The 23528-nt window shown below is 64.1% G+C and carries 26 protein-coding genes; 9 read left to right on the top strand and 17 right to left on the bottom strand.

The features are described from left to right. Nucleotides 1–26: 26 nt before the first annotated feature. Complete coding sequence (locus NLM32_RS12330; RefSeq protein WP_254129245.1) at nt 27–1355, bottom strand: MFS transporter; 1329 nt, start codon at nt 1353–1355, stop codon at nt 27–29. Nucleotides 1356–1432: 77 nt separating this feature from the next. Between NLM32_RS12330 and NLM32_RS12325 the strand changes: the two genes are divergently transcribed. Next, on the top strand, nt 1433–1861 hold the full coding sequence (locus tag NLM32_RS12325; protein WP_254129244.1) for a DUF2809 domain-containing protein: 429 nt from the start codon (nt 1433–1435) through the stop codon (nt 1859–1861). An 84-nt stretch (nt 1862–1945) separates the two neighbouring features. On the opposite strand, the gene NLM32_RS12320 is transcribed toward NLM32_RS12325, so the two are convergent. From NLM32_RS12320 to NLM32_RS12305, 4 genes are all read right to left on the bottom strand, one after another. Further along, on the bottom strand, nt 1946–3106 hold the full coding sequence (locus NLM32_RS12320; protein WP_254129243.1) for a winged helix-turn-helix domain-containing protein: 1161 nt from the start codon (nt 3104–3106) through the stop codon (nt 1946–1948). Between the two features lie 134 nt (nt 3107–3240). Next, nucleotides 3241–3486 (bottom strand): hypothetical protein, encoded by a 246-nt coding sequence (locus tag NLM32_RS12315; RefSeq protein ID WP_254129242.1) that lies wholly within the window; start codon nt 3484–3486, stop codon nt 3241–3243. 101 nt (nt 3487–3587) lie between these two features. Then, entirely contained in the window at nt 3588–3824 is a 237-nt protein-coding gene (locus NLM32_RS12310) for a hypothetical protein (RefSeq protein WP_254129241.1), read from the bottom strand. Between the two features lie 250 nt (nt 3825–4074). Beyond that, nucleotides 4075–5490 (bottom strand): caspase family protein, encoded by a 1416-nt coding sequence (locus NLM32_RS12305; protein ID WP_254129240.1) that lies wholly within the window; start codon nt 5488–5490, stop codon nt 4075–4077. A gap of 522 nt (nt 5491–6012) precedes the next feature. Here NLM32_RS12305 and NLM32_RS12300 point away from each other — a divergent pair. Beyond that, on the top strand, nt 6013–6654 hold the full coding sequence (locus tag NLM32_RS12300; protein ID WP_254129239.1) for an OmpA family protein: 642 nt from the start codon (nt 6013–6015) through the stop codon (nt 6652–6654). A 64-nt stretch (nt 6655–6718) separates the two neighbouring features. Here the strand turns inward: NLM32_RS12300 and NLM32_RS12295 are convergent, their stop codons facing one another. Next, nucleotides 6719–7966 carry a phospholipid carrier-dependent glycosyltransferase gene (locus tag NLM32_RS12295; RefSeq protein ID WP_254129238.1) on the bottom strand — a complete coding sequence of 416 codons (1248 nt, stop codon included), beginning with the start codon at nt 7964–7966 and terminating at the stop codon, nt 6719–6721. Between the two features lie 218 nt (nt 7967–8184). On the opposite strand from NLM32_RS12295, the gene NLM32_RS12290 reads away from it, so the two are divergent. Then, nucleotides 8185–8886, top strand: a complete 702-nt coding sequence (locus NLM32_RS12290) for a FecR domain-containing protein (protein WP_254129237.1) — start codon at nt 8185–8187, stop codon at nt 8884–8886. After that, a complete protein-coding gene (locus NLM32_RS12285; RefSeq protein WP_254129236.1) occupies nt 8874–10013 on the top strand; it encodes a hypothetical protein in 1140 nt (379 codons plus the stop codon). The genes NLM32_RS12290 and NLM32_RS12285 overlap by 13 nt, the downstream gene beginning before the upstream one ends. A 126-nt stretch (nt 10014–10139) precedes the next feature. Here the strand turns inward: NLM32_RS12285 and NLM32_RS12280 are convergent, their stop codons facing one another. The 3 genes from NLM32_RS12280 to NLM32_RS12270 all read right to left on the bottom strand — a co-directional run bounded on the left by NLM32_RS12280 (nt 10140) and on the right by NLM32_RS12270 (nt 11727). Continuing rightward, nucleotides 10140–10628 carry a VOC family protein gene (locus NLM32_RS12280; RefSeq protein WP_254129235.1) on the bottom strand — a complete coding sequence of 163 codons (489 nt, stop codon included), beginning with the start codon at nt 10626–10628 and terminating at the stop codon, nt 10140–10142. A gap of 26 nt (nt 10629–10654) precedes the next feature. Beyond that, nucleotides 10655–11083, bottom strand: a complete 429-nt coding sequence (locus NLM32_RS12275) for a VOC family protein (RefSeq protein WP_254129234.1) — start codon at nt 11081–11083, stop codon at nt 10655–10657. Between the two features lie 128 nt (nt 11084–11211). After that, entirely contained in the window at nt 11212–11727 is a 516-nt protein-coding gene (locus NLM32_RS12270) for a cupin domain-containing protein (protein WP_254129233.1), read from the bottom strand. 127 nt (nt 11728–11854) lie between these two features. Between NLM32_RS12270 and NLM32_RS12265 the strand changes: the two genes are divergently transcribed. Continuing rightward, complete coding sequence (locus NLM32_RS12265; protein ID WP_254129232.1) at nt 11855–12073, top strand: CsbD family protein; 219 nt, start codon at nt 11855–11857, stop codon at nt 12071–12073. A gap of 105 nt (nt 12074–12178) precedes the next feature. Here NLM32_RS12265 and NLM32_RS12260 read toward each other — a convergent pair whose 3' ends face one another. Both NLM32_RS12260 and ggt read right to left on the bottom strand, forming a co-directional pair. Continuing rightward, nucleotides 12179–12643 (bottom strand): FKBP-type peptidyl-prolyl cis-trans isomerase, encoded by a 465-nt coding sequence (locus tag NLM32_RS12260; protein WP_254129231.1) that lies wholly within the window; start codon nt 12641–12643, stop codon nt 12179–12181. Nucleotides 12644–12716: 73 nt separating this feature from the next. Then, a complete protein-coding gene (gene ggt, locus NLM32_RS12255; protein ID WP_254129230.1) occupies nt 12717–14303 on the bottom strand; it encodes a gamma-glutamyltransferase in 1587 nt (528 codons plus the stop codon). A 195-nt stretch (nt 14304–14498) separates the two neighbouring features. On the opposite strand from ggt, the gene NLM32_RS12250 reads away from it, so the two are divergent. Together NLM32_RS12250 and NLM32_RS12245 are read left to right on the top strand one after the other, a co-directional pair. Then, on the top strand, nt 14499–15266 hold the full coding sequence (locus NLM32_RS12250; RefSeq protein ID WP_254135295.1) for a rhodanese-related sulfurtransferase: 768 nt from the start codon (nt 14499–14501) through the stop codon (nt 15264–15266). Further along, nucleotides 15256–15474 carry a SlyX family protein gene (locus tag NLM32_RS12245; protein ID WP_254129229.1) on the top strand — a complete coding sequence of 73 codons (219 nt, stop codon included), beginning with the start codon at nt 15256–15258 and terminating at the stop codon, nt 15472–15474. The genes NLM32_RS12250 and NLM32_RS12245 overlap by 11 nt, the downstream gene beginning before the upstream one ends. A gap of 6 nt (nt 15475–15480) precedes the next feature. Here NLM32_RS12245 and NLM32_RS12240 read toward each other — a convergent pair whose 3' ends face one another. Further along, the gene (locus NLM32_RS12240) at nt 15481–17382 is read right to left on the bottom strand and encodes a diguanylate cyclase (RefSeq protein WP_254129228.1); all 1902 of its coding nucleotides are present in this window, start codon (nt 17380–17382) and stop codon (nt 15481–15483) included. Nucleotides 17383–17548: 166 nt separating this feature from the next. After that, nucleotides 17549–17764 carry a hypothetical protein gene (locus tag NLM32_RS12235; RefSeq protein WP_254129227.1) on the bottom strand — a complete coding sequence of 72 codons (216 nt, stop codon included), beginning with the start codon at nt 17762–17764 and terminating at the stop codon, nt 17549–17551. A gap of 112 nt (nt 17765–17876) precedes the next feature. Between NLM32_RS12235 and hemE the strand changes: the two genes are divergently transcribed. Next, the gene (hemE, locus tag NLM32_RS12230) at nt 17877–18911 is read left to right on the top strand and encodes a uroporphyrinogen decarboxylase (protein WP_254129226.1); all 1035 of its coding nucleotides are present in this window, start codon (nt 17877–17879) and stop codon (nt 18909–18911) included. Nucleotides 18912–19091: 180 nt separating this feature from the next. Here the strand turns inward: hemE and hemC are convergent, their stop codons facing one another. From hemC to NLM32_RS12215, 3 genes are read right to left on the bottom strand one after another with little or no spacing between them, the layout of a single operon-like run. Further along, nucleotides 19092–20072, bottom strand: coding sequence for a hydroxymethylbilane synthase (gene hemC / locus NLM32_RS12225; protein WP_254129225.1), 981 nt, complete (start codon nt 20070–20072; stop codon nt 19092–19094). Nucleotides 20073–20096: 24 nt separating this feature from the next. After that, a complete protein-coding gene (locus NLM32_RS12220) occupies nt 20097–21722 on the bottom strand; it encodes a GMC family oxidoreductase (RefSeq protein ID WP_254129224.1) in 1626 nt (541 codons plus the stop codon). Nucleotides 21723–21775: 53 nt separating this feature from the next. After that, a complete protein-coding gene (locus tag NLM32_RS12215; RefSeq protein ID WP_254129223.1) occupies nt 21776–22366 on the bottom strand; it encodes a TetR/AcrR family transcriptional regulator in 591 nt (196 codons plus the stop codon). A gap of 100 nt (nt 22367–22466) precedes the next feature. On the opposite strand from NLM32_RS12215, the gene NLM32_RS12210 reads away from it, so the two are divergent. Further along, nucleotides 22467–22832, top strand: coding sequence for a nuclear transport factor 2 family protein (locus tag NLM32_RS12210; protein WP_254129222.1), 366 nt, complete (start codon nt 22467–22469; stop codon nt 22830–22832). Nucleotide 22833: 1 nt separating this feature from the next. On the opposite strand, the gene NLM32_RS12205 is transcribed toward NLM32_RS12210, so the two are convergent. Beyond that, nucleotides 22834–23478, bottom strand: coding sequence for an Isoquinoline 1-oxidoreductase subunit (locus NLM32_RS12205; RefSeq protein ID WP_254129221.1), 645 nt, complete (start codon nt 23476–23478; stop codon nt 22834–22836). Between the last annotated feature and the right edge of the window lie 50 nt (nt 23479–23528).

The raw sequence follows: 23528 nt of genomic DNA, 5'->3' as shown, positions 1-23528 counted from the left end.
CACCCTACGGGACCGTTCGCTCGGCGCTACCGCCCCTGCTCGGCGAACTCGTGTTTGGTCTCGTGGCCGCCGACAAAGACCAAAATGCCGGCGAGCAGCGGCAGGACCGCGAGCACCAGCAGACCCGTCGAAGTCTGTCCGGTCGCTTCCTTGACCCAGCCGATCAGATACGGGCCGCCGAAGCCGGCCAGATTGCCGATCGAGTTGATCAGCGCGATGGCGCCGGCGGCCGCCGTGCCCGACAGCCAGGAGGTCGGCAAGGTCCAGAACACGCCGAACACGCAGAACACGCCGATCGCGGCGAAGGTCAGCGCCACCATCGTCATGGTGGGATCGGTGAGGTAGCTGGAGATGGCGAGCGCGACCGCGATCAGGATCATGGGCGCGCCGACATGCATCACGCGTTCGCGCGTGGCATCCGAATGCCGCGCCCACAGGATCATGGCGACCGTGCCGAACACATAGGGGATCGCGGTGACGAAGCCGGTCTGGGCGTTGGTGAGGCCGAACGCCTTGACGATCTGCGGCAGCCAGAACTGCATGCCGTAAAGCGCGCCGACGAAGCCGAAATAGATCAGGCTCAGCATGATCACCTTGGGCGAGGACAGCGCCTCGCCAAGCGTCAGATGCTTCACGGCCTGCTTGGCCGCGATCTCGGCATCAAGCCTCGCCTTGAGCCAGGCCTTCTGCTCGGCCGAGAGCCAGTCCGCCTTCTCCGGCCTGTCGGTGAGATAGAACCAGGTGACGATGCCGAGCAGCACCGAAGGGATGCCCTCGAGAATGAACAGCCACTGCCAGCCCTTCAGTCCCATGACCCCGTCGAGCCCGAGCAGCAGGCCCGAGATCGGCGCGCCGATCACGGTCGAGACCGGCACGGCGATCGCGAAGGCCGCAAGGAAGCGGCCGCGATACTCGGCCGGGTACCAATAGGTCAGATAGAGGATGATACCCGGGAAGAAGCCGGCTTCGGCCACGCCGAGCAGGAAGCGCAGGACATAGAAGCTGGTCACGCCGCTCACCAGCGCCATCAGGGCCGAGATGATGCCCCAGGTCACCATGATGCGGGCGATCCAGCGGCTGGCGCCGAACTTCTCCAGCGCCAGATTGCTCGGCACCTCGAAGATGAAATAACCGATGAAGAAGATGCCGGCGCCCCAGGAAAAGATCAGCGGCGTGAACTTCAGCTCGGCGTTCATGGTCAGCGCGGCGAAGCCGAGATTGACGCGGTCGAGATAGGAGAAGAAGTAGGCCAGCACCAGGAACGGGATCAGGCGCCAGGAGATGGCGCGAATGGTCGAGGTTTCGATGGCGCTTTTCGCACCGGCGGAACCGGTATAGGTCGTGGTCTGGCTCATGGCTTCCCCCCAGGGTTGTTGCTTTTATGGGCTAATTGGCGGTTTTCAGCATCACGGGCAAAGAGTCAATGGAAGCCATGCACGGAGCGCAGCCGGTCAACACCCTTGCGCTGCGACGACGGATGCTGGTCCGAGCCGGGCTGGCGCTCGCCGTGATCGCCTGCGGGCTGTCCCTACGCTGGTACGGCTTTCCGATCGGCCTTCCGGCCTTCGTGGTCAAGTACGGCGGCTCGCTGCTGTGGGCGACGATGGTGTTCTTACTGGTCGGGGTTGTGCTGCCGCTGATGTCGCGGAGCCAGATCGCGGCCGTCGCCATGGTGATCGCGATCGTGGTCGAGCTTTCGCGGCCGGTGCATACGCCCTGGCTCGATGCGTTCCGGCTCACCACCGCCGGCGCGTTGCTGTTGGGCCGGATCTTCTCGCTGTGGAATCTGGTGGCGTATGCGGCCGGGATTCTGTTGGGCGTTTGGATCGACCAGCTCGCGGTGATCCGTAGGGCGGATTAGCGCAGCGTAATCCACCGATCCTCTCTCCGCGATGACAGGGATGGCGGATTACGCCTTCGGCTAATCCGCCCTACGAAGTGGGATCTAATCCGCCAGCTGAAACCGCTCGAACCGATCGAGCTCCTCCTCGATCTTCTGCTTCAGCTCCTTGCGCCCCGCCGTCTTCTTGCCCTGCCCGAGCCAAGTCCATTTCTGCATCAACAGCTTCTTGGCCTGCCGGTCGGTCTTGAGATCGAGCGCGGCGACGATCTCGTCGCCGACCAGCACGGGCAGCGCGAAGTAACCAAGCTTGCGCTTCGCCTTCGGCACATAGGCCTCGAACAGATGGTTGTAGCCGAAGATGAGATTGGTGCGCTTGCGCTGGATGATCAGCGGATCGAACGGCGACAGGATGTGGACGAGATCGGGTGACACCTCATGCGGCTCCAGCGCCGCAGGCGTGGCCCAGTGCTCCTGCTTGCCGGCGCCCTCGATCGCGACAGGCAGGAGTTCGCCGCGGCGGACGCGCGAGGCGATGAGGGCCGCGACCGCCTTCTTGCTCGGCGCATCGAGATGGCAGATCGAATCGAGGCTGACCACGCCTTGCGAGCGCAGCGCGCGGTCCAGCAGATAGGCCGTGATCTCCTTGGCCGAGGCCGGCTTCGGCAGCTTGTCCCAGCCGAAATGCCGCGTCATCAGATCATAGGTCTTGAGCATGCCCTGGCGCGCGCTGATGGTCGCGACGCCGGTGTAGAAGGCAAGCTGAAGTGCCCGCTTCGAAGGCTTGCGGCTCTGCCACAGATGCTCCTTCTCGGTGAGCACGTCGTCCTCGATGTCGCGGATCGTCAGCGGGCCGGCGCGGAGCAGCCGCATCACCTTGCGCGTGTCGGCCGGCGTCACCGAGGCATACCATCTGTGGCCCTCGCGCTTGTGCTCGCGCATCGCCGGCTGGAAGAACCGGAAATCGTTCGACGGCACGTAGGACAGCGCGTGGGTCCAGTATTCGAACACGCTTTTGTCGATGCTTTGGGCATGGCGCAAATCGGCCCGGCCATAGGACGGGATGCGGCTGAACAGGATGTGGTGATGGCAGCGCTCGATCACGTTGATGGTGTCGATCTGTACATAGCCGAGATGGGCGATCGCCTCCGCCACGGCCTGGGCGCCCTCGCCGAACGGCGCGCGCGTGTCGAGCCGCTGGGCGCGCAGCCAGATCTGCCGGGCCTGCGTCGTCGGGAGCGGAAGGGGTTTTGGTGCGCGGGACATTGCGGCAGGCAATGTAGCGGGATTCGCGCCAGGAAAAAGAACAAGAAAAAGAACAGGAGAAGGATCGAGGCAAAGAAAAGCCGCGCTGCCATCTGCTGACAGCGCGGCCGGATCAAACCGGATTGGCGCGAAGCTTACTTCATCGCCATCGCCTTCTCGGCGCTCACGTAGTGCTTGCAGGCGCTGCGCATGTTGCCTTTGCTCATGTCGGAATTGGCCGAAGCCATCGACTTCCGCGCCGCGATCTTGCCGGGCGTGTCTTCACCGCCCAGGCCGACAACAAGCTTGGCCATATTCGCGCTGGTGCAGGCCATCTTGGCAGCCGATGCGGGAGACAGAGCAAGTGCAGCGAACGCCGCCGCGAGCAACAGGGTCTTCATCAAGTTTCCTCCTCCGGAAAACGAAACCAGCGTGATGCCGGCCTACGCGACAGCTATCTTTCCGGGATAGCGTCTCGCGGAGGAAGAGAGTTTCGCTCGATCTAACGTGCGGCTTTTGGGCGCTCCCCTACGCTCCCGGTGGCGATATCGGGCTCGCATGCGGCCTTGCCCCGGCCCTCCGCCTGGCAGCGATAGACGCTGCCGGTGAGGCGATCGACCAGCCACATGTTCTCGTCGGTCGGAGCTTCGAGGCCGACATAGCGGGAGGTCAGCCCTGTGATCAGCGTCGAGAGCAGGATCGCCACCGCAATCATCGCCGCGCCGATATAAATGGGCATGGAGCCCAGGAAGACTGTCCGATCCGGCGGGCCGCCACGATAGAACTGATAATCACTCGACCTGGCCACTGGACGGAACTCGGCTCCCCTTGCTGGTGATTGTCTGATGGTGAATCCTGCTAGGCGTGCATCTGGCCGAATTCTTGTTCGCAGACAGGCCATCACACGACGGCTTTGCGACAATCGGTGAGCAAGGGTTTCCGCAACGAAAAGGCGGCCCGAACCGGGCCGCCTTTTGCTTGCCTATCGCTCAGCGGCGGCCGAACAACCCGCCCATCATACCGCCGAACAGACCGCCGGGGCCGCCCATCGGACCGCCACCGCCACCACCGCCGCTATAATGGCGCCGGCCGCCGCCACCGGAGGACCGGCGACGCGAAGGCTCATCGTCCGCCTGCTCCTCGGAGGAGGCCGCGCGGGTCGAGATGATTTCAGACAGCAGCGCCTTGTGCTGGAGCTTGTTCAGATAACCGGTCGCGGGATAGCCGCGTGCCGCCTGCCACCGCTTCATCACGGAACGGGTCTCGTCGTCGAATTTGCCCGTCGTCTTGACGTCGAAGCCGAGCCCGGTGAGGCGGCGCTGCACGTCGCGACGTTGGCTCTTGTCCAAACCGATCTGGTCTTCGGACACCTGATTGGCTTCGTCGGTGAACGTCGCGGGATCGATCCCGGCCGAGAGGTTGCGGGTGGTGTTGGACGGTCCATCCTGCAACGCCGCGATGCGGGCGAGCGCGATCGATTTGAACGTGCCGTTCGGATAGTTGGTGAGATAGGCGTTGAGCTCTTCCACCTTGTTGGTGTCCTTGATCGAGCGCCAGAACTCGAGCTCGATGTCGGACCCTTGCCTGGTCGCGGACGACATCGGCGATGTGTCGGTCGTGGCCACAGCGGGCGTGTTGACCGGATTGAGATAGACGTTGCCGGTGAGGTTGGTATGCCCCCAGGGCAATTGTCCCTTGTTGGTCTCGTCACTGACCTGGGCGCGGACCTTGGTCATCGCCTGCTGGATCTCGATCCCGGGCTGGGCAATGTTGGCGACCAGTGCGCGGGTGAACGGGCTGTTGGTACCGGCCTCGCCGTCGAGCGCGGTCTGGCCGGGGCCGGTGGCAAAGGCAATCAGCGTGCCTTCGCCCGACTTCATCTCGGCAAGGCCGGTCTGCACGTTGACGGAGCGCGTGGCCTTGGCCGACCGGATCTTTGCCGCAAACGGGTTGTCACGACAGGCGTCCAGGAACACGAGCTTCACCTTCGCATCCGACATGGTCTGGTCGAGCGTGAGATCGACATTGATCGCCGCGCCGAGCTTGACATCCATCTCCGACTTCAGGTCCGCGTCGATCGGCAACAGGTAGTTGACGCCATTCACGGCAATGCCGTGGCCGGCATAGAAGAACACGGCGACATCCGCACCCTCGCTCTTCTTGCCAAACTCCAGGAGCTTTGCGGTCATGGCGTCGCGGGTGAGGTTGGCGCCCTCGACGACATCAAAACCGACGTTGCGGAGCACCCTGGCGATAGCCTTGGAATCGATTGCGGGATTAGGGAGCTGCGGGACATTCTTGTAGGCGGCGTTGCCGACCACAAAAGCGACGCGCTTGTCCGCAAGAGCCGCGTTGCCGCTGACAATGAATGCTACGATTGAAATTGCTGCGATCAAGAAGCGCATGATCATTCTCCCCTGATCTAAACTTCTTCGCTGCTCTCGGATCAGCTTGAGCCGATCCGATGAGAGCAACCTGATCCAGTTCACGACGGAATACTGTGATCTGGATCACCCGGGGATTTCTGCTGCTCGAACCGAGCTGAGAGACGCTGCGACGATTGCTTTTCGGGCTGCTGACGCAGCGGACAACAACGGCTGGTGACGAGCAATAGCGGGAGATTGTACCCACATCGGCCGTGAGTCCAGCGGTTCGCGGGGCACGATCTCGAAAAGACCCTGCAGGAGGACCCGCTGCGTTCGACGATCGAATGAGACAGCGCTGCTTCCTGACGCGAGCCTCGTGCAGCACCGGCGATAAGCCGCTACCGCTGGCTGGCTGCCATGGATGCCGACCGGCGCCGGCGCCAGGATGCGCTTCGAATTGTGGCTGGTTCTGAATGTGACCCGCATCACATCCGGGCCTTTGAACCTTCCCTATGCTCGCAGCATCAAATCGCCATCGGGCGTCACAGCGAGGATACGACAATGACCCATTTCAATAAATTTTTTGGACTGAAGGCGATCACACTCACGGCCGCGCTGTCGCTGACGGCGGGCCTCGCTTTCGCCGGCGACACCAACGTCTCCACCAACCAGATCCTGGATGCGTTGAAGCCGAAGCCGATTACCCGCGGCCTGTCCGCAGGTCCGCAGGCCGATCCGACGGCGCAAGCCAAGGAAGCGACCTTCCTCAACACCGTGCGCAACCGGCAGACCCGTTCGCTTTCGATGGGCGAGCGCGAGCAGATTGCCGAGCTCGCGTCGACCAAGCCGAACATCGATCTGGAGATCCAGTTCGACTACAACTCGGCCGACATCGCCAAGACCTCGGTACCGTCGGTGCAGGCGCTCGGCAAGGCGCTGTCCGATCCGTCGCTGAAGGGCTCGACCTTCGTGGTCGCCGGCCACACCGATGCGATCGGCACCGAAGAGTACAATCAGGGCCTCTCGGAGCGTCGCGCCGACACGATCAAGAAGTACCTGGTGCAGAACTATGGCCTCAGCGGCAATGATCTCGTCACGGTCGGCTACGGCAAGACCAAGCTGAAGGACACCGCCAACGGCGCCGACCCGATCAACCGTCGCGTCCAGGTCGTGAACATGGACACCAAGACCGCGTCGAAGTGATCCGGGACCTGATCGCCGAAATCGATAAACCGCCTGCCGCGAAAACGGCAGGCGGTTTCTGGTGTCAGATCCAGCTCTGGAACAGCATCAGCCGGTTGAACGTCTGCATCGACGTGCCGATGAAGGCGGCCGAGACCGGCAGCATCACCACAAAGCCGATCGCGGCGAGGCCGACATAGGCCCACAACAGCCAGCGTGGCAGGCCCTCTCTTCGCATCACATAGACCAGCGCGAGCGAGGCCGCGGTTGCGGCCGGCAGATAATAATAGATGAAGCCCAGCGTGCGCGGCAGCAGCGCCCAGGCGAGCCAGGGGCCGAAATAGAACGCCGCGATCAGGAAAGCATCCCAGCGACGCGCGACGATGAAGTCGCGCAACACCACTGCGAGCGCGAGCAGCGCCGGCCACAGCACCAGCGGATTGCCGAGGAAAACCACCGCCGCGACGTTGTCGTCCGACGTCTTGTCGAACAGGAACCACACGGGACGCGCGAGCAGCGGCCAGGATGGCCACGAGCTCATGTAAGTATGCCCGGCGATCGCGGTGGTGGTGTTGTCGGCAAAGATGCGGCGCTGTGCTTCGACCAGATCCGGCAGCGACACACCATAGAGCGGCACGAAGGCGGCGAGATAGGTCACGGCCGGCAGCAGCGCGAAGCAGAGCGCGGCATGATGAAGCCTGAATTCCGGCCACAGATCGGGCCGGTACCAATCGCTTGGCTTGGCATCGGCAAACCGCGTGTGCCAACCCTGCATCAGGCGGATCAATGCAACGATCCCGATGCAAACACCGAGCGGAAACAGGCCGCTCCATTTGCAGGCGGCGGCCAGACCGAACAACGCACCCGCGAGCGCGAACAGCGCCTGCGGCCGCTCTCGTCGAAAGCCGTGCATGAAGGCGGCAATGGCGAGCAGACCGAAGCCGAGCGCGAAGATGTCGAGCATCGCGATGCGCGCCTGCACATAGAGCATCTGGTTGAACGCCGCGATCAGCGCGGCTGCGATCGCGGGCCCTTGCGATCCGAACAGCGCCAGACCGCAGAGATAGATCGCGACGATTGCGAGCGCACCGAACAGCGTCGCCGGATAGCGCCAGCCCAGCGCATTGTCGCCGAATGCCGCGATCGAACCCGCGATCAGCTCTTTCGCCAGCGGCGGATGCATCGGATTGAGCATCGGATCCGACGTGCCGAAGCCCAGCATCTGCCGCGCCGCCGGCACGTAGTGCACCTCGTCGAAGACGAATTTTTCCGGCGTCACCAGCCCGACCAGCAGCGCGAGATGCGCAGCTAGGAAGATCGCGACAGCGATCACTGCGCTTCGCGACAGTTGCGGAACCGCATGTGCCTCAAGCGACTGAAGTGGGGCTAGTTTGCGTGGCAAATCTGCGTCACCGCGAATAAAAAACAACTCAGCCGATCCATTGAACGCATTCTGCCGCAACTGTCACTAAGCTAACGCTCGTCTCGCGCCGCCACGGATCAGTCTACCACAACGCAGGCGCGCGATCAGGGACTTCGATCGGGTACCATATGAATTTTCGTTTTCTGCTTTTCCCTGCGCTGCTGTCGGCCACGCTCTGCGCTGCGACCTGCGCGCAGGCCCAAACGCGTGTCGGCGAAGCCGTCCTGGTTCAAAACGAGGTGGTGCGCGTCGCCGCGACCACGTCACCGATCAGCGTTGGCGACAGCATGCTGCGCGACGAGACCGTACGCACCGGCACCGACAGCGCAGCGCGCTTCGTCATGGCCGACAGCACCAATCTGTCGCTTGGACCGAGCGCCACGCTGAAGCTCGATCGCACCGTCTTCAACGACGAGCACAGCTATCGCGACGTCGCGATTCGCATGGCCACCGGCGCCTTCCGCTTCGTGACCGGGCATTCGGAGAAGACCGCCTACAAGATCACGACGCCGCTCGCGACCATCGGTGTCCGCGGCACCACGCTCGACATCCTGTCGCAGCGCGGCCGCTCGGTCGTCGTGCTTCAGGAGGGGGCGGCCAGCGTCTGCACGCTGAACTTCCAGTGCATCCAGCTCACCCAGCCGGGCGACACCGCGGTCATCACCTCGACAGGCGGCAAGGTCTCCATCACCAAGACCAACACGCCGCCCTGGACTTTCGCCGCCAACTGCGCCGCGAATGCGGGGCTGTGCGCCGTCAACCAGTATGCCGATGCCTCGCCGACCATTACGCCCGCCGTCCATGACGACGGCATGCTATGCGGGCGCTGACGATGACGCAGCTCGGCTTCAAGAGGCTTGTCCTGGCCGGCGCGTTGGCTGCGTGCGCGACGCTTGCGCTGTTCGGGCTCAACACCCGTTCGGCCGCAGCCGCGAGCACCTGCGAGTCTGAATGCGGCGAGCCCAACCCCTATCCGTCACCAACCTCCTATCCGTCGCCGAGTCCGTCCCCGTCGCCGAACCCGGTCCCGTCGCCAAGCCCGTCGCCCAGCCCCACGCCGACGGGCTCCGATTCCAGCGGCAACTCGGTTGGCGGTCTCGCCAACCAGCGCTTCAACCAGATGATCACCAACCGCGTGCTCGGTACGGTGCTGCTTGGCGTCAACGAGCAGGTCAATTGCAGCGACTGCATCAGCGCGTTCGGCTCGGCCGGCTCGTTCTCGGCCGGCGTCCACGGCCGCAAGGAGCTGACGCCCAATCTGTCGCTGCTCGCCGGCCTCGCCTACACGCAATACAGCGAGGGCGGCTACAACATCACCAGCGCACCGATCGGCGCCTTCGCGCTGCGTTATGACTTCACCGATTGGGGCTCGTCGCGTCCGTTCTTTGACGTCGGCACGATCCTGACGCCGTGGGAGAAGGCGCACTACACCCGCAGCTACAACACCAGCCTCGGCCCGGTGAGCGTGACCAGCTCGACCAACGCCGCGAACTACGCGGTCTACGGTCGCGCCGGCTGGATGAGCCGGTTGTCACCGCAGGATGAGGTCGCAGCCTCCGTCGAGGTCTGGCAACTCTGGCAGCGCGTATCGGGCTATGCGGACAACACGATCGCGTTCAATCCGTTCGACGCCACCATTGCCACCGGCACCGACCGCACCAGCCTGGTCAAGATCGGCGGCCAGTGGACCCATCTCTTCGCCGGCAATATCGAGACCAACATCAATGGCGGCTGGGTGCAGTCGTTCGCCAGCCGTAGCGGCATCGTCGCCACCGTGACCGGCGACGGCATGGTGGTGCCGACGATGGGCAACCAGGGCTGGTTCGAATATGGCGGCCGCCTCGGCTTCCGCGTGCAGAAGGGCTGGGTCGTGGACCTCTTCGCCAACGGCACGCTGGGCCCGCAGCCGGTCGGCAACACCATCCATGGCGGCGTCGGGCTGCGGATCAATTACTGAGACGACTGAAGACGGTCTCGTAGGGTGGGCAAAGCGCAAGCGTGCCCACCACTCTTCTCAACCAAGAACAGATCGTGGGCACGGCGCTCTCGCGCCTTTGCCCACCCTACGGCACCCGTGTTGACGTCACGCCGCCGACTTGCCTTCGAACGCGCGGCGCAGGACCTCCACATCCAGCTTCACCATCTTCATCATGGCCTGCATCGCGCGGGCGGCGGCGGCCTTGTCGGGGCTCGTCAGGAAGTCGAACATCACTTTCGGCACCACCTGCCAGGCAACGCCCCAGCGATCCCTGAGCCAGCCACACTGCTCTTCCTTGCCGCCATGGGCGAGGAATGCATTCCAGACGCTGTCGACCTGCGCCTGGTCGTCGCAATGGATCATCAGCGAGATCGCGTGCGTGTACTCCATCTTCATGCCGCCGTTGAGCGCGACCAGAGGCTGTCCGGCCACCGTGAACTCGACGACGAGCACGGAGCCCGTCTTGCCGGACGGGCCGTCCGAAACGTTCTGCTGGACGTGCGTGATCTCGGAGTTCGGCACCAGTGAGACGTAGAACTTCGCGGCCTCCTCGGCATCGCCGTTGAACCACATGCAGGGCACGAGCTTGGACATTGCGAATGCTCCTCGTCAGCTTTCGATCAGGCGTTCGCCATGGCGGGCTTCGGAGGAACCGCTGCCATGTCCAGCCAGTTCACACCCCACATATGGCCATCCGGATCCTCGAAGCTGCGGCCATACATGAAGTCGTACTCGTCCTTCGGGCTCGGATCGGCCACCCCGCCCGCGGCCGCGGCCTTGTCGACGATCTCGTCGACTTCGTTCCGGCTGTCGGCGGACAGGCAGAACAACGCCTGGTTCGAGGTCTTGGCATCCGCGATCGGCTTCGGCGTGAAATGACGGAATTTGTCGTGGGTCGTCAGCATCACGTAGATGGCCTCGGAAAAGACCATGCAGCTCGCCGTATTGTCACTGAATTGCTGGTTCCTGGTCGCGCCGACCGCCTCGTAAAACGCGGTCGCACGCTTGAGGTCGGTCACCGGTAGATTGAGGAAAATCATCCTGGGCATCGGAAGCTCCTTGGGCGGGGTTCTGCCCAAGGACGGATGGCTGAGCGGCCATCCGACACGGCTTCCGAAATATTTTTCCGATCGCGAGCTGCGGGGTTCTGTCGCACCGAACCCCGCGCGCTTCGGCCTTACTTCTTCTCGTTCGGATCCCGATGGACCGGATCGATCCACAGCACCGTCTCGGGCTTTTCGACCGGCTCGATGTCGAGATTGATCGCGACCGCCTCGCCGTCGCTGCGCACCAGCACGCATTCCAGCACCTCGTCGGCGCTGGCATTGATCTCCTGGTGCGGCACGTAGGGCGGCACGAAAATGAAATCGCCGGGGCCGGCCTCGGCAGTGAACTGCAGGCTCTCGCCCCAGCGCATCCGCGCCTTGCCCTTCACCACATAGATGACGCTTTCGAGATGACCGTGGTGATGCGCGCCGGTCTTCGCATCCGGCTTGATGCTGACCGTGCCCGCCCACAATTTCTGTGCGCCGACGCGGGCGAAATTGATCGCGGCCGCGCGATCCATGCCTGCCGTCGACGGAACGTTGGTATCGAGCTGGTTGCCGGGAATGACGCGCACCCCGTCATGTTTCCAGCGATCATCGTCATGATCGTGGTCATGGTGGGAATGCGAATGGTCATGGCCGGTCATGGGTCTTGCTTTCTGTTGGTTCCGTGCGTGCGAAAGTAACCAAAGGCCGCCTATCAAGCCATACCAAAATCGGAACCCTCATAGCCGCCCAGCGTTGTTATTCCGAGCAATCTGGAAGGAGAGTTTCATGGGTAGCACGAGCGACAAGATCAAGGGCACCGCCAACGAAGCCATCGGCAAGGCCAAGCAGGGCATCGGTGAAGCCACCGGTTCCGAACGTCTTCAGGGCGAAGGCGTGGTCCAGGAGGTCAAGGGCAAGGGCCAGAAGGCCATGGGCGACGCCAAGGATGCCGCGAAGGAAGCAATCGACCGCGCCGCTGCGGCGGCACGTCGCGCGGCCGAGTAACGCGCGCAACATAGAAATGAAAAGACCGGCCGAGAGGCCGGTCTTTTTGTTTGTGCCGATCTCGATCCGTCATGGCCGGGACATGCCCGGGCATGACGAGAAGGGTCACTTCACCGCGAGCAGTTCGACGTCGAACATCAGCGTCGCGTTCGGCGGGATCACGCCACCCGCGCCGCGCGCCCCGTAGCCGAGCTGCGGCGGGATGATCAGCGTGCGCTTGCCGCCGACCTTCATCGTGGCAACGCCCTCGTCCCAGCCGGCGATGACGCGGCCCTTGCCGATCGGGAATTCGAACGGCTCGTTGCGATCGACGGACGAGTCGAATTTCTTGCCCTTCTGGCCATTCTCGTAGAGCCAGCCGGTATAGTGCATCACGCAAATCTGGCCGGGCTTCGGCGAAGCGCCGGTGCCGACGACGCTGTCGATGGTCTGCAAGCCTGAAGCTGTGGTCATGGGTTTTCCTGCGGTCTGGGCCGATGCCGTGGTGGAGAGGAATGTCGATACGCTCGCGACCAAAGTGATCGCGAGGGCCGACATGATGGCGAGGAGTGCGCGCTGAAAACGCTGCATAGAACACCTTCCGTTTGAGGCGGAAGGTGTCTAGCGCAATGCGGTGGTCGTTTCCAGTCCTCGATACCTTCGATCAATAGCCCAGTGCGCAGCCGTCCTTGCGCGGATCGGAACCGCCGGTGAGCGTGCCCTTGTCCCAGTCGATCCAGATCGCCTGGGCGCCGCCGAGCGGGCCGACCACGCTGGTGGTCTTGTGGCCGAGCTTCTTCAGGCCCTCGACGACATCGGCCGGCACGCTGTCCTCCAGCTGATACTGGCCCTCGTAGTGCAGGCCGCGCGGCATGTCGATCGCCTCCTGCACGTCACAGCCATAGTCGAGAATATTGGTCAGCAGGTGAGTCTGGCCGGTCGGCTGGTACTGACCACCCATCACGGCGAACGACATCGTGGACCGGCCGCCCTTGGTGAGCAGACCCGGCATGATCGTGTGCAGCGGACGCTTGCCGCCTTCGATACAGTTGGGATGACCCGGCTGGATGCGGAAGCCGCCGGCGCGGTTCTGGAACAGGACGCCGGTCTTGTTCGAGACGATCGCCGAGCCGAAGGAATGCGCAACCGAGTTGATGAACGAGCAGACGTTGCGGTCCTTGTCCACCACCGTGATGTAGATGGTCGACGGATTCATCGGCGGCGCGACATTCGGCAGGTCGAGCATGCCGTCCATTCGGATCTTGCTGATGTATTCGTCGGCAAAGCCCTTCTCGAGCATCTCGGCGACGTTGATCTTCATGTGCTCGGGAGAGGCGACGTACATCTCGCGGTTCATGTAGGCGATGCGCGCGGCTTCCGCTTCGAGATGGAAACGCTCGACGCTCACGGGGGCGTATTTGGTCAGGTCGAAGCGCGACAGGATGTTGAGCATCAACAGCGCGGTGACGCCCGGGCCGTTCGGCGGGCACTGCCAGACGTCGTGGCCCTTGTACACGGTGCCGATCGGCGTCGTCGTCTCGGTGGTGTGCGCGGCGAAATCGTCGAGCGTGTGCAGACCGCCGATGCCGCGAAGGGTCTCGACCATGTCCTCCGCGATCGCGCCCTTGTAGAAGGCGTCGCGGCCGTCCTTGGCGATGGCACGCAGCGTCTTGCCGAGTTCGGCCTGGCGGATGACGTCGCCGGCGACCGGCGGCTTGCCGCCCGGCAACAGGTAGCGCACGGTGTTGGTGCCGCCCTTCAGCTTCTCGAACTGGTTCTTCCAGTCGAACGCGATGCGGGGGGCGACGACATAGCCTTCTTCCGCCGCCTTGATCGCAGGCTGCAGCAAACGGTCGAAGCCGAACTTGCCGTGGTCGCGCAGCACGGTCGCGAAAGCGTCGATCACGCCGGGGATCGAGACCGCATGGGCCGAGGTCAGCGGCACGGAATTGATCTTGCGCTCGAGATACCAGTCGGCGTTGGCCGCCTTCGGCGCCCGGCCGGAGCCGTTATAGGCGATGATCTTGCCCTCGCCGCGTGGTTGGATCAGCGCAAAGCAATCGCCGCCGATGCCGGTCGATTGCGGCTCGATCACGCCGAGTATCGCCGAACCCGCCACCGCCGCGTCCACCGCCGTGCCGCCCTCGCGGAGCACCTCGATCGCGGCAAGGGATGCCTGCGGATGCGAAGTCGCGACCATCGCGTTGGTGGCGTGGACCGTGGACCTGCCGGGGAAATGGAAGTTTCTCATCGAAGTTTGCTCTCTCAGGGCCGTCTAGGCGAAGTCTTGGGGCGCGCGCGGCGCCATCTCGAAAAACCGGGTCTTCATGACACATTCCGGGGCGCCCGGGCAATGCTGGCATACCAGGGAAATGGCTGCCATTCGCTGGGAATAGAGCTGTCGGTTGCGGGTTTTCTGGGCGCCGGCCGCCTGCTAAACGGGCGCATGATTTACAAGGTCTGCGCCTTCTACCAATTCGCCGCCCTGCCCGACTACCGCGAACTGCGCGAGCCGCTGCGCGCGTTCTGCGCCGGCCTTTCGGTGAAGGGCAGCGTGCTGCTGGCCCAGGAGGGCATCAACGGCACGATTGCGGGCGCGCCTGAGGCCATCGACGCCTTCGCTCACGAGCTCGCGCATGGGGCGATGTTCGGCGGCCGGCTGAACAATCTCGAGCTGAAGTGCTCGACCGCGGAAACCATGCCGTTCGGCCGACTCAAGGTGCGGCTGAAGAAGGAGATCGTCACGCTCGGCGATGCAGCCGCCGATCCGACCCGGCAGGTCGGCACCTATGTCGATGCCGCCGAATGGAACGCGCTGATCGCCTCACCCGACACGCTGGTGCTCGACACCCGCAACGCCTTCGAGGTGGCGATGGGCACGTTCGAGGGTGCGGTCGACCCGGACATCAAGAGCTTTGGCCAGTTCAAGGATTTTGCCGCTGCGAAGCTCGATCCCGCGAAACATCGCAAGATCGCGATGTTCTGCACCGGCGGCATCCGTTGCGAGAAGGCGAGCGCGCATCTGCTGGCCCGCGGCTTTGCCGAGGTCTATCACCTCAAGGGCGGCATCCTGAAATATCTGGAAGAGGTGCCGGAGGTGCAGAGCCGCTGGCGCGGCGAATGTTTTGTGTTCGACGAGCGCGTCGCCCTTGGCCATGGCCTGCGCGAGCGAGGCCTGCGCGAACAGGAATTGGGGCACGCACGTGACGAATGACATCAAGACGCTCGCCGAACGCATCGACACGTTGGAGACGCGTCTTGCCTATCAGGACGACACCATCGAGACCCTGAACGAGACCATCACCGCGCAGTGGAAGCAGATCGATGTGCTGACGCGGCAGCTGGCGCAGCTCAACGAGCGACTGCAGGAGGCCGAGGCGAATGCGCCGGGCCCCACCAATGAGCGCCCTCCGCATTATTGAGTGACATTACTGACCAGAAGCCTTCAGCAGGCTCATGACCTCGCCCGACATCATCAGACGATCGCGGCCGCCGGCCTTGGCGGCGTAGAGCGCGCGGTCGGCGGATTCCACCAGCGATCCCGCACCCGCGGTGCGCTCGAATGAGGGGCGGCAGGCCGCGCCGCCGATCGAGACGGTGACGCATGGCGCCACCGCACTGGAGACATGAACGAGGCCTGCGTCGTGGACGGCGCCGCGGATCCGCTCGCCGATCCGGGCGCAGCCGGCGGCATCGGTGTTCGGCAGCAGCATGGCGAATTCCTCGCCGCCGTAACGCGCCGCGAGATCGCCGACCCGCTGCATCTCGGCTGCGATGATCTTGGCGACCACGCGCAAGCAGGCGTCACCGGCGGGATGGCCGTATTCGTCGTTGTAGGACTTGAAGTGATCGACGTCGATCATCAGGAGGCCGAGGCTGGAGCGGTCACGATAGGCGCGCGCCCATTCTTCCTTCAGCCGCTCGTCGAAGCGGCGGCGATTGGCAAGCCCGGTGAGGCTATCCTCGATCGCGAGGGTCTCGAGCCGCGTCTCCAGTTTCTTCTGCTCGGAGATGTCGCGCGAGATCGCGACCACGCCGTCGACATTGCCGTTGTCCTTGCGCGTGACGCGCATGGTCGATTCCAGCCAGACTTCGGACTTCTGCCGGTGCACGTTGCGATAGGTGAGGCGCGCTTCGTCCGTGTCGCCGCGCTTCATGGCATCGACAATGGCCTGCACGTGCGGCCGGTCCTCCGGATGGATGCCGGCGAGCGCGTCGGTGCCGATCAGCTGATTGGGGCGCCAGCCGACGACCTGATTGGACGACGGCGAAACGTAGCGCAGCCGCTCGTCGAGCCCGATGCGGGTGACCATGTCGCTGGAGCCTTCCGCGAGCAGGCGGAAATGCGCCTCCTTCTCGATCAGGGCCGCGGCCATGCGCTGGCCGCGCTGCAGCTGCCGCACCAGCACCGCGCCGATCACCGCGATCAGCATCACCAGCGCGACCACGTACAGCATGCGGGAGATCGCAGCAGCCCGCCATGGCGCAAGCAGCTCGTCCTTGTCGACGGTTGCGAGCAGCACCAGCGGGTAACGGCCGGAACGCTTGAAGAAGCTGACGCGCTCGGCGCCGTCGAGCGGCGACTTGAAATGATAGGCGCCAAACGGCCGTTGCAGGCTGGCGTCGCGGAACAGCGCGGTGTCGGCGACGCTGCGGCCGACGAACTTTTCGTTGTTCGGGTTGCGCGCGATGATCATGCCGTCGCCGTACATCAGCGTCACGGAGCTGTTGCGGCCGATCTCGAACTGCTCGTAGAAATGCGACAGATATCGGGAGCCGATGGCCGCGAGCACCACGCCGCCGAAGCTGCCGTCCGGCTTGTTGAAGCGGCGCGACAGGGTCACGACCCATTCGCCGTCGACAAGGCTCTTCACGGGACGGCCGACATAGGGCTCGCGCTTGGGCGAGAGCTGATGATGGCGGAAGAACGTGTCGTCGCTGAGCGTCGAGGCGATCGTGCCGGGCGAGGTCAGCCAATTGCCCTGGTCGTCGATGATGGCGAGGCTGTGGACGCGCTCCATCGCTTTCTTGCGCGCCTCGAGCAGGGTACGCAGCTTGTTGATCGTCGCGGGATCGGCGCCATCCATCTCCAGCCGGCTGACGACGCCGACGACGCCGGAATCCAGCAGATCGAGGCTGTCCTCGGCATGCTGCGTCAACGAGCGGGCGACGTTCGCCATCTCGGTCTCGGCGCCCTTGAGCACCGCGTCCCGCGCGGCCCATTCACGCCAGCCGCTGACGCCGAGGATCGCCACACAGGTGAGCACGACGAACGCCGCCGCGCGCAGCGGCAGGCGGCTCCATCCGGCTCTCTGGGAGGCGAGGTTCATGCGGCAGAATTCTCCAATAGTCGGAAACTCTGCCGCTTCTCTTATTGAACCCTGAAGCACCCGCGCGGATTCGCATTCATCTACGGGGTTTTCCGTACTCCTACGGACCGGGGCTTCCGCAGATCACTAACAAGGTCTTATCAAGCCTATCGGAAACCGGCGGCCGCTAGCTGAAGATCGACTTAACCTTGTCCCAGAGCGAGGGATTGTCGGCATCCGCATCGGCCTTCGACGGCGTCGGCTGCGTGGCGCTCACGGGATCGGAGGCGGGGAAGGTATCTTCCAGCCCGGTGTCAAGCTTGGCGTGGCGATCGGCCGCGAGCGCCTCGTGCAGATTGTCGGCGTGCTTGTCGTGCGGCGCGGGGTTGAATGTCTGAGCCATGGAATTCCTCCTCCATTGGCGGGGTCAACGCGGCGCAATTGCGCTGGTTCCCCTGTTCCGCTCGGGCCGCGCACGGTGTATCAGGAACCTCAAAACTGCATCAGGACCATTCGTGCCCCAGTCTGCGACAAAGCCCTTCATCGACGTGCTCTCCGGCCAGCGGCAAGCCGTCCCGCCCCTCTGGATGATGCGGCAGGCCGGCCGCTATCTGCCGGAGTATCGCGAGGTGCGCGCCAAGGCCGGCGGCTTCCTCGATCTCTGCTTCGATCCGGAGCTTGCCGCCGAAGTGACGCTGCAACCGATCCGGCGGTTCGGCTTCGATGCGGCGATCATCTTCTCCGACATTCTGGTGATCCCCTACGCGCTCGGCCGCTCCGTGCGCTTCGAAGTCGGCGAAGGTCCGCGGCTCGAGCCGCTGGATGATCCCGCCAAGGTGGCGACGCTCGCGGCGCAGGCGGACTTCGGCAAGCTCCAGCCGGTGTTCGAGGCGCTGAAGATCGTGCGCGGCGCGCTCGATCCGAAGATTGCGCTGATCGGCTTCTGCGGCGCGCCGTGGACGGTTGCGACCTACATGGTCGCGGGCCATGGCACGCCGGACCAGGCACCGGCGCGGATGATGGCCTACCGGCATCCGGAGGCATTTGCGAAGATCATCGACGTGCTGGTCGACAACTCGATCCAATATCTGCTCGCGCAACTCGACGCCGGCGCCAACGCGCTGCAGATCTTCGACACCTGGGCGGGCGTGCTGCCACCGGCCGAGTTCGCGCGCTGGTCAACCGAGCCGACCCGCCGCATCGTCGAAGGCGTGCGCGCCAAAGTGCCGGATGCGAGGATCATCGGCTTTCCGCGCGGCGCCGGCGCGCAGCTGCCTGGTTACGTCGAGGCGACCGGTGTCGACGCGGTCAGCATGGACTGGACCGCCGAGCCCGCCTTCATCCGCGAACACGTTCAGAGCAAGGTCGCCGTGCAGGGCAATCTCGATCCGCTGGTGCTGATCACGGGTGGCGCGGCGCTCGACCGTGCGGTCGACAATGTGCTCGCGAATTTTTCGCAAGGCCGCTTCATCTTCAACCTCGGCCACGGCATCCAGCCGGAGACGCCGATCGCCCATGTCGAGCAGATGATCAAGCGCGTACGGGGGTAAAAAAGTTCCGCCCGTCAGGGGGCGGAAATCAAAACCGCGAAAACAACCCCATGCACAGTAGAAATCGTTGAAGGATTTCGCTTCGCGCGGGTTGAGCACCTCGCGCACCGACATTTGACACGTCGGGCAAAACAGGCGCACGATGACACCATCCCGACGATCGTGATTTCGCAACAACGCCTAGCGCGGACGGCTGCGCTCGATGATTTCGGCGGCGCCCTTCCCGAGCAGATCAAGTCCCACGGCACGGCCGAGCTCACGCGGGCGATTGGCGGGGCCGGTGCGTGCGGCTTCGATGATGGTGTTGCCGGAGAGATCGAGCACGGATGCGGTCAACGACATCTGATCGCCGGCAATGGTCGAAAAACCCGCGACCGGCGAATTGCAGTGGCCGTTCAGCACCCACAGCACCTCGCGCTCGGCATCGGCGCAGGCATGCGCGTCGGCGTCGTCGATCGATGACAGGACTTGTCGCGTGTGCCAGTCCTGCGCGGCGCATTCGACGGCGACGATGCCCTGCCCCGCGGCCGGCAGCATCTCCGCCGCGGTGAACTCATAGGCAATGCGGCTGGAAAGACCAACGCGGTCGAGACCGGAGCGCGCCATGATCAGCGCATCGGCCGGCCCCACGGCGCCGCCATCCGGCAGGCGCTGCATCTCGCCATTGTCGAGCTTGCGCACGCGCGTGTCGGCGGCGCCGCGGAAGTGAATGACTTCAATGTCCGGAAACAACCGTCGCGCATAAGCGGCGCGGCGGACAGCATTGGTGCCGATTTTAAAACCCTTGCCGCGCGACTGGCGCAGCGCTTCCAACGTCACGCCATCCCGCAGCACCAGCGCATCGCTTGCGGGATCGCGCGACAGCGTGGCGCCGATGACGAGGCCCGGCGTGTCCTCGTTGCCGGGCATGTCCTTCAGCGAATGCATCGCCGCCTGCAATTCGCCCGCAAGCACCGCCGCGCGGATCTGTGCGACGAAGGCGCCGCCCTTGCCGCCATGGGGCAGCAGCTTGCTGGTCTGGTCGAGATCGCCCGTGGTGTCGAACTTGACGATCTCGACGTCGAGGCCGGGCACGGCAGCGATCAGGCGGCGCGCAATCTCGTCCGTCTGGGCCAGGGCCATCGCGCTCTTGCGGGTGCCGATCTTGAATCGCGGTGCCAAGTCCAAATCCTCTCCATCACGAATTTATCGCGCATCCTGCAATATCATATCGGACGCCTTCTCTGCGATCATGATGATCGGCGCGTTGGTGTTCCCCGAGACGAGGTCCGGCATGATCGAACCGTCGACGACGCGAAGGCCTTCGAGCCCCCTCACCTTCAGCCGCTGGTCCACCACCGCGAGCGCGTCGTTGCCCATACGACAGGTCGAGGTCGGATGGTAGATGGTGCTGCCGCGCTCGCGGCAATAATCCAGAATTTCGGCATCCGTGGATACCTTCGCCCCGGGATCGTACTCGCTGACCACGAACGGCTTCATCGCCGGCGCGTTCAGGATCCTGCGCAGGATCTTGATGGCTTCGACATTGGTGGTGCGGTCGGTCTCGGTCGACATGTAGTTGATGCGGATCTCCGGCGGCACGGTCGGATCCGCGCTCTTGATACGCAAGGAGCCGCGGCTCTCGGGCCGGAGCTGACACACAGATGCCGTGAAGCCGGAAAAATCATGCAGCCGCTCGCCCATCTTGTCGGTCGAGAACGGCAGGAAGTGAACCTGGATGTCGGGCGAAGCCAGCCGCGGATTGGTCTTGAAGAACGCGCCCGCGGTGCCGGCCGCGATCGTCAGCCAGCCCTTCCGGAACAGCGCATAGCGTGCGCCCGCCAGCGTGCGGCGAAGCGGATTGTTGACGGTGTCGTTCAGCGTGATCTTCTGCGAGCAGCGCATCACGATGCGCACCTGCATGTGATCCTGCAGATCGTGGCCGACGCCCTGCGCATCGAGCACCACGTCGATGCCGTGCTTGCGCAGGAGATCGGCAGGCCCGACGCCGGAGAGCTGCAGGAGCTGCGGCGAGTTGTAGGCGCCGCTCGACAGCACGACCTCTTTTCGCGCCCGCGCGCGGCGTACATTCGCGCCTTGCCGATATTCGACGCCGACCGCACGACGGCCCTCGAACAGCACGCGCTGGCCGAGCGCTTCGGTCTCGACCCTGAGATTGCTGCGGCTCTTCGCCGGGCCGAGATAAGCCACCGCCGTCGAGGCGCGACGGCCGTTGCGCGTCGTGGTCTGGAACAGGCCGACGCCTTCCTGCGTGGCGCCGTTGAAATCGGGATTGTAGGGCAGACCGGTCTCGACCGCGGCGTCGATGAAACCTTTCGACAACGGATCGGTCACGACCATGTTGGAGACCGGCAGCGGCCCACCCGTGCCGTGATATTGATCGGCACCGCGCGTCTGGTTCTCCGCCTTCTTGAAATAGGGCAGCACGTCGTCATAGCCCCAGCCGGCATTGCCGTGCTGGCGCCAGCGATCGTAGTCTTCGTGCTGGCCGCGAACGTAGAGCAGGCCGTTGATCGAACTCGAGCCGCCGAGCGTTTTTCCACGCGGCTGGAACACCTGCCGGCCCTTCAGCTCGGGCTCCGGCTCGGTCTGGTACATCCAGTTGACGGTCTTTTCCTTGAACAGCTTGCCGTAGCCGAGCGGCACGTGGATCCAGATGTTGGAATCCTTGGGGCCGGCCTCGAGCAACAGCACGCTGTGCTTGCCATTCGCAGACAAGCGATTGGCGAGCACGCAGCCGGCGGAGCCGGCGCCGACGATGATGTAGTCGAACTCAGGATCGGATGGCGCGAGGGCGGAATTTGCGTTCATGCGCTACGCTTCTTCTTGTTGGTGTGGGCGTTTCCGGTTCGTCACTAGCACGATCATGCCCGCAGACGCAGCGCCTCGACCAGCGACTTGAACGCACGGGCATATTCCGCACCTGCCCTTGCGATATCGGCGCGTCCGGCGCAGGCGACCGCGGCCTCGGTCACCGCGCCGAGCAGCAGCCGCGCCAACGGCTCGACCGGCTGCTTTGCGATCAGGCCCATCTCCATCGCCACCGACAGCGCGCGCGGCATCTTGCCGCCAAAATGCTTTGCGTCGATCTCGCGCCAGCGCTCCCAGCCGAGCACGGCGGGACCGTCGCGCAGGATGATCTGGCCGGTCGGGCCTTTGGCGGTCGCGGCAAAATAATGCTGGGTGCCGGCGACCATCGCGGCCAACACGTCCTTCTCGGCGCGTGCGGCACTGTCGATCTCAACGACGAGATCGCGCGAGACGAGGTCGAACACGGCCTCAAATACCGCCTCCTTGGTCTTGAAGTGATGATAGACCGCGCCCTTGGCGATGCCGGCCGCTTCGGCGATCGCGTCCATGGTGGTGGCGGCAAAGCCCTGCGTCCCGAACAACCGGCGCGCCGCCGTCAGGATCGCCTCCGAAGTCGCTGCCCGCCGCTCCGCCTGTTTTGCCATGAGTCCCATCTAATCCAATTCGTCTCACGCGGCCAGTTGACTTTTCGACCGCCGGTCGGTATTTACCAACTAACAGTCGGTTTTAATCGTGAGGACCATCATGCCGAGCCGTGACATCGTCGAAGAATTTGCGAAGCGCCTCGAGAACGGAGACTTTATCGGCGCGATCGAGGACTACTGCACACCCGATGCCGTGACCTATGAGAACAACACCGCACCGACGGTTGGCCGCGACGCTCTCGTTACCAAGGAGCGCGGCGTGCTGGCGATGTCCAAAGAGGTGAAGGCCGTCCGCGTCGGGCCGAGCCTGATCGAGGGCGATAAAGTCGCCACGCGCTGGATCTTCAGCTTCACCAACACTGAAGGTGTCACGCGCAATTTTGAGGAGATCGCCTGGCAGACCTGGCGTGGCGAGCAGATCGTCGAGGAGCGGTTCTTCTACGATCCGAAGCAGCTCGGGCGGTAAGCTAGCGCGGACACTCCGCGCCGCTGTCGATCCACGCTTGCACGAGCTCGCCAGCAGCCTGTTGGCTGCCGGGAGCCGGCCTGCGACCTTCGCCGGGATTCCAGGCCCAACCGACGAGATCGTCCTTGGCGACATGCTCCTGCAACGCGGCGAGGTCGCGGCCGCCGTTGGCCTGGACATCCTTCAACTGGCGGCAGATCTCACCCAGTGACTTGCCTTGCCACGCCATCGACATCGGCGCAAAGCCCCATCGCGGATGACCGGGAATGCTTCGGTATGAAGCCGCCTCGAGCAGCGTGACGTTGTGAGAGCCATGGCAGCCCGAGCAGTTGGCCTCGAAATGCCCGGTCTCGGCCCGCCAGATCGGCGGCATGTGCTCGTGAAAATCGTCGCCCTGCGTTGGATGGTCGCCCGCCGGGTGGCAGTTCATGCGACGCGGATTCATGACCACCTTGCCGATTTCGTTGAAGATCGCGCGCGAGCGCTCGCTTGTGTTCGAGATCGACGAAAAATCGGCAGGACTTTTCAGCGGAGCGCTTGTCGATGATTGATCCGCGCCGACGGGCCGCGCAAAGGCCGCAACTGCCGCGAGGGCAACAATCACGAGACGTGCAGCACGAGCGGCTGATTTGGGCGCATCGGTCATGAGACCTTAATGGCCGCCCTCTCCTTTGGTTCCTGTCTTTCGCCGGGACG

This window comes from Bradyrhizobium sp. CCGUVB14, assembly GCF_024199935.1.
Classification (GTDB): domain Bacteria; phylum Pseudomonadota; class Alphaproteobacteria; order Rhizobiales; family Xanthobacteraceae; genus Bradyrhizobium.
The sequence above is the reverse complement of the archived record's forward strand: the minus strand, read 5'-3'. Positions and strand labels throughout refer to the sequence as shown.

Excerpts from the sequence above, each read along its gene's own strand:
- NLM32_RS12330 (WP_254129245.1), bottom strand. The coding sequence starts at position 1,355 with ATGAGCCAGACCACGACCTATACCGGTTCCGCCGGTGCGAAAAGCGCC.
- NLM32_RS12325 (WP_254129244.1), top strand. The coding sequence starts at position 1,433 with ATGCACGGAGCGCAGCCGGTCAACACCCTTGCGCTGCGACGACGGATG.
- NLM32_RS12320 (WP_254129243.1), bottom strand. The coding sequence starts at position 3,106 with ATGTCCCGCGCACCAAAACCCCTTCCGCTCCCGACGACGCAGGCCCGG.
- NLM32_RS12315 (WP_254129242.1), bottom strand. The coding sequence starts at position 3,486 with ATGAAGACCCTGTTGCTCGCGGCGGCGTTCGCTGCACTTGCTCTGTCT.
- NLM32_RS12310 (WP_254129241.1), bottom strand. The coding sequence starts at position 3,824 with ATGCCCATTTATATCGGCGCGGCGATGATTGCGGTGGCGATCCTGCTC.
- NLM32_RS12305 (WP_254129240.1), bottom strand. The coding sequence starts at position 5,490 with ATGCGCTTCTTGATCGCAGCAATTTCAATCGTAGCATTCATTGTCAGC.
- NLM32_RS12300 (WP_254129239.1), top strand. The coding sequence starts at position 6,013 with ATGACCCATTTCAATAAATTTTTTGGACTGAAGGCGATCACACTCACG.
- NLM32_RS12290 (WP_254129237.1), top strand. The coding sequence starts at position 8,185 with ATGAATTTTCGTTTTCTGCTTTTCCCTGCGCTGCTGTCGGCCACGCTC.
- NLM32_RS12285 (WP_254129236.1), top strand. The coding sequence starts at position 8,874 with ATGCGGGCGCTGACGATGACGCAGCTCGGCTTCAAGAGGCTTGTCCTG.
- NLM32_RS12280 (WP_254129235.1), bottom strand. The coding sequence starts at position 10,628 with ATGTCCAAGCTCGTGCCCTGCATGTGGTTCAACGGCGATGCCGAGGAG.
- NLM32_RS12275 (WP_254129234.1), bottom strand. The coding sequence starts at position 11,083 with ATGCCCAGGATGATTTTCCTCAATCTACCGGTGACCGACCTCAAGCGT.
- NLM32_RS12270 (WP_254129233.1), bottom strand. The coding sequence starts at position 11,727 with ATGACCGGCCATGACCATTCGCATTCCCACCATGACCACGATCATGAC.
- NLM32_RS12265 (WP_254129232.1), top strand. The coding sequence starts at position 11,855 with ATGGGTAGCACGAGCGACAAGATCAAGGGCACCGCCAACGAAGCCATC.
- NLM32_RS12260 (WP_254129231.1), bottom strand. The coding sequence starts at position 12,643 with ATGCAGCGTTTTCAGCGCGCACTCCTCGCCATCATGTCGGCCCTCGCG.
- ggt (WP_254129230.1), bottom strand. The coding sequence starts at position 14,303 with ATGAGAAACTTCCATTTCCCCGGCAGGTCCACGGTCCACGCCACCAAC.
- NLM32_RS12250 (WP_254135295.1), top strand. The coding sequence starts at position 14,499 with ATGATTTACAAGGTCTGCGCCTTCTACCAATTCGCCGCCCTGCCCGAC.
- NLM32_RS12240 (WP_254129228.1), bottom strand. The coding sequence starts at position 17,382 with ATGAACCTCGCCTCCCAGAGAGCCGGATGGAGCCGCCTGCCGCTGCGC.
- NLM32_RS12235 (WP_254129227.1), bottom strand. The coding sequence starts at position 17,764 with ATGGCTCAGACATTCAACCCCGCGCCGCACGACAAGCACGCCGACAAT.
- NLM32_RS12220 (WP_254129224.1), bottom strand. The coding sequence starts at position 21,722 with ATGAACGCAAATTCCGCCCTCGCGCCATCCGATCCTGAGTTCGACTAC.
- NLM32_RS12215 (WP_254129223.1), bottom strand. The coding sequence starts at position 22,366 with ATGGCAAAACAGGCGGAGCGGCGGGCAGCGACTTCGGAGGCGATCCTG.
- NLM32_RS12210 (WP_254129222.1), top strand. The coding sequence starts at position 22,467 with ATGCCGAGCCGTGACATCGTCGAAGAATTTGCGAAGCGCCTCGAGAAC.
- NLM32_RS12205 (WP_254129221.1), bottom strand. The coding sequence starts at position 23,478 with ATGACCGATGCGCCCAAATCAGCCGCTCGTGCTGCACGTCTCGTGATT.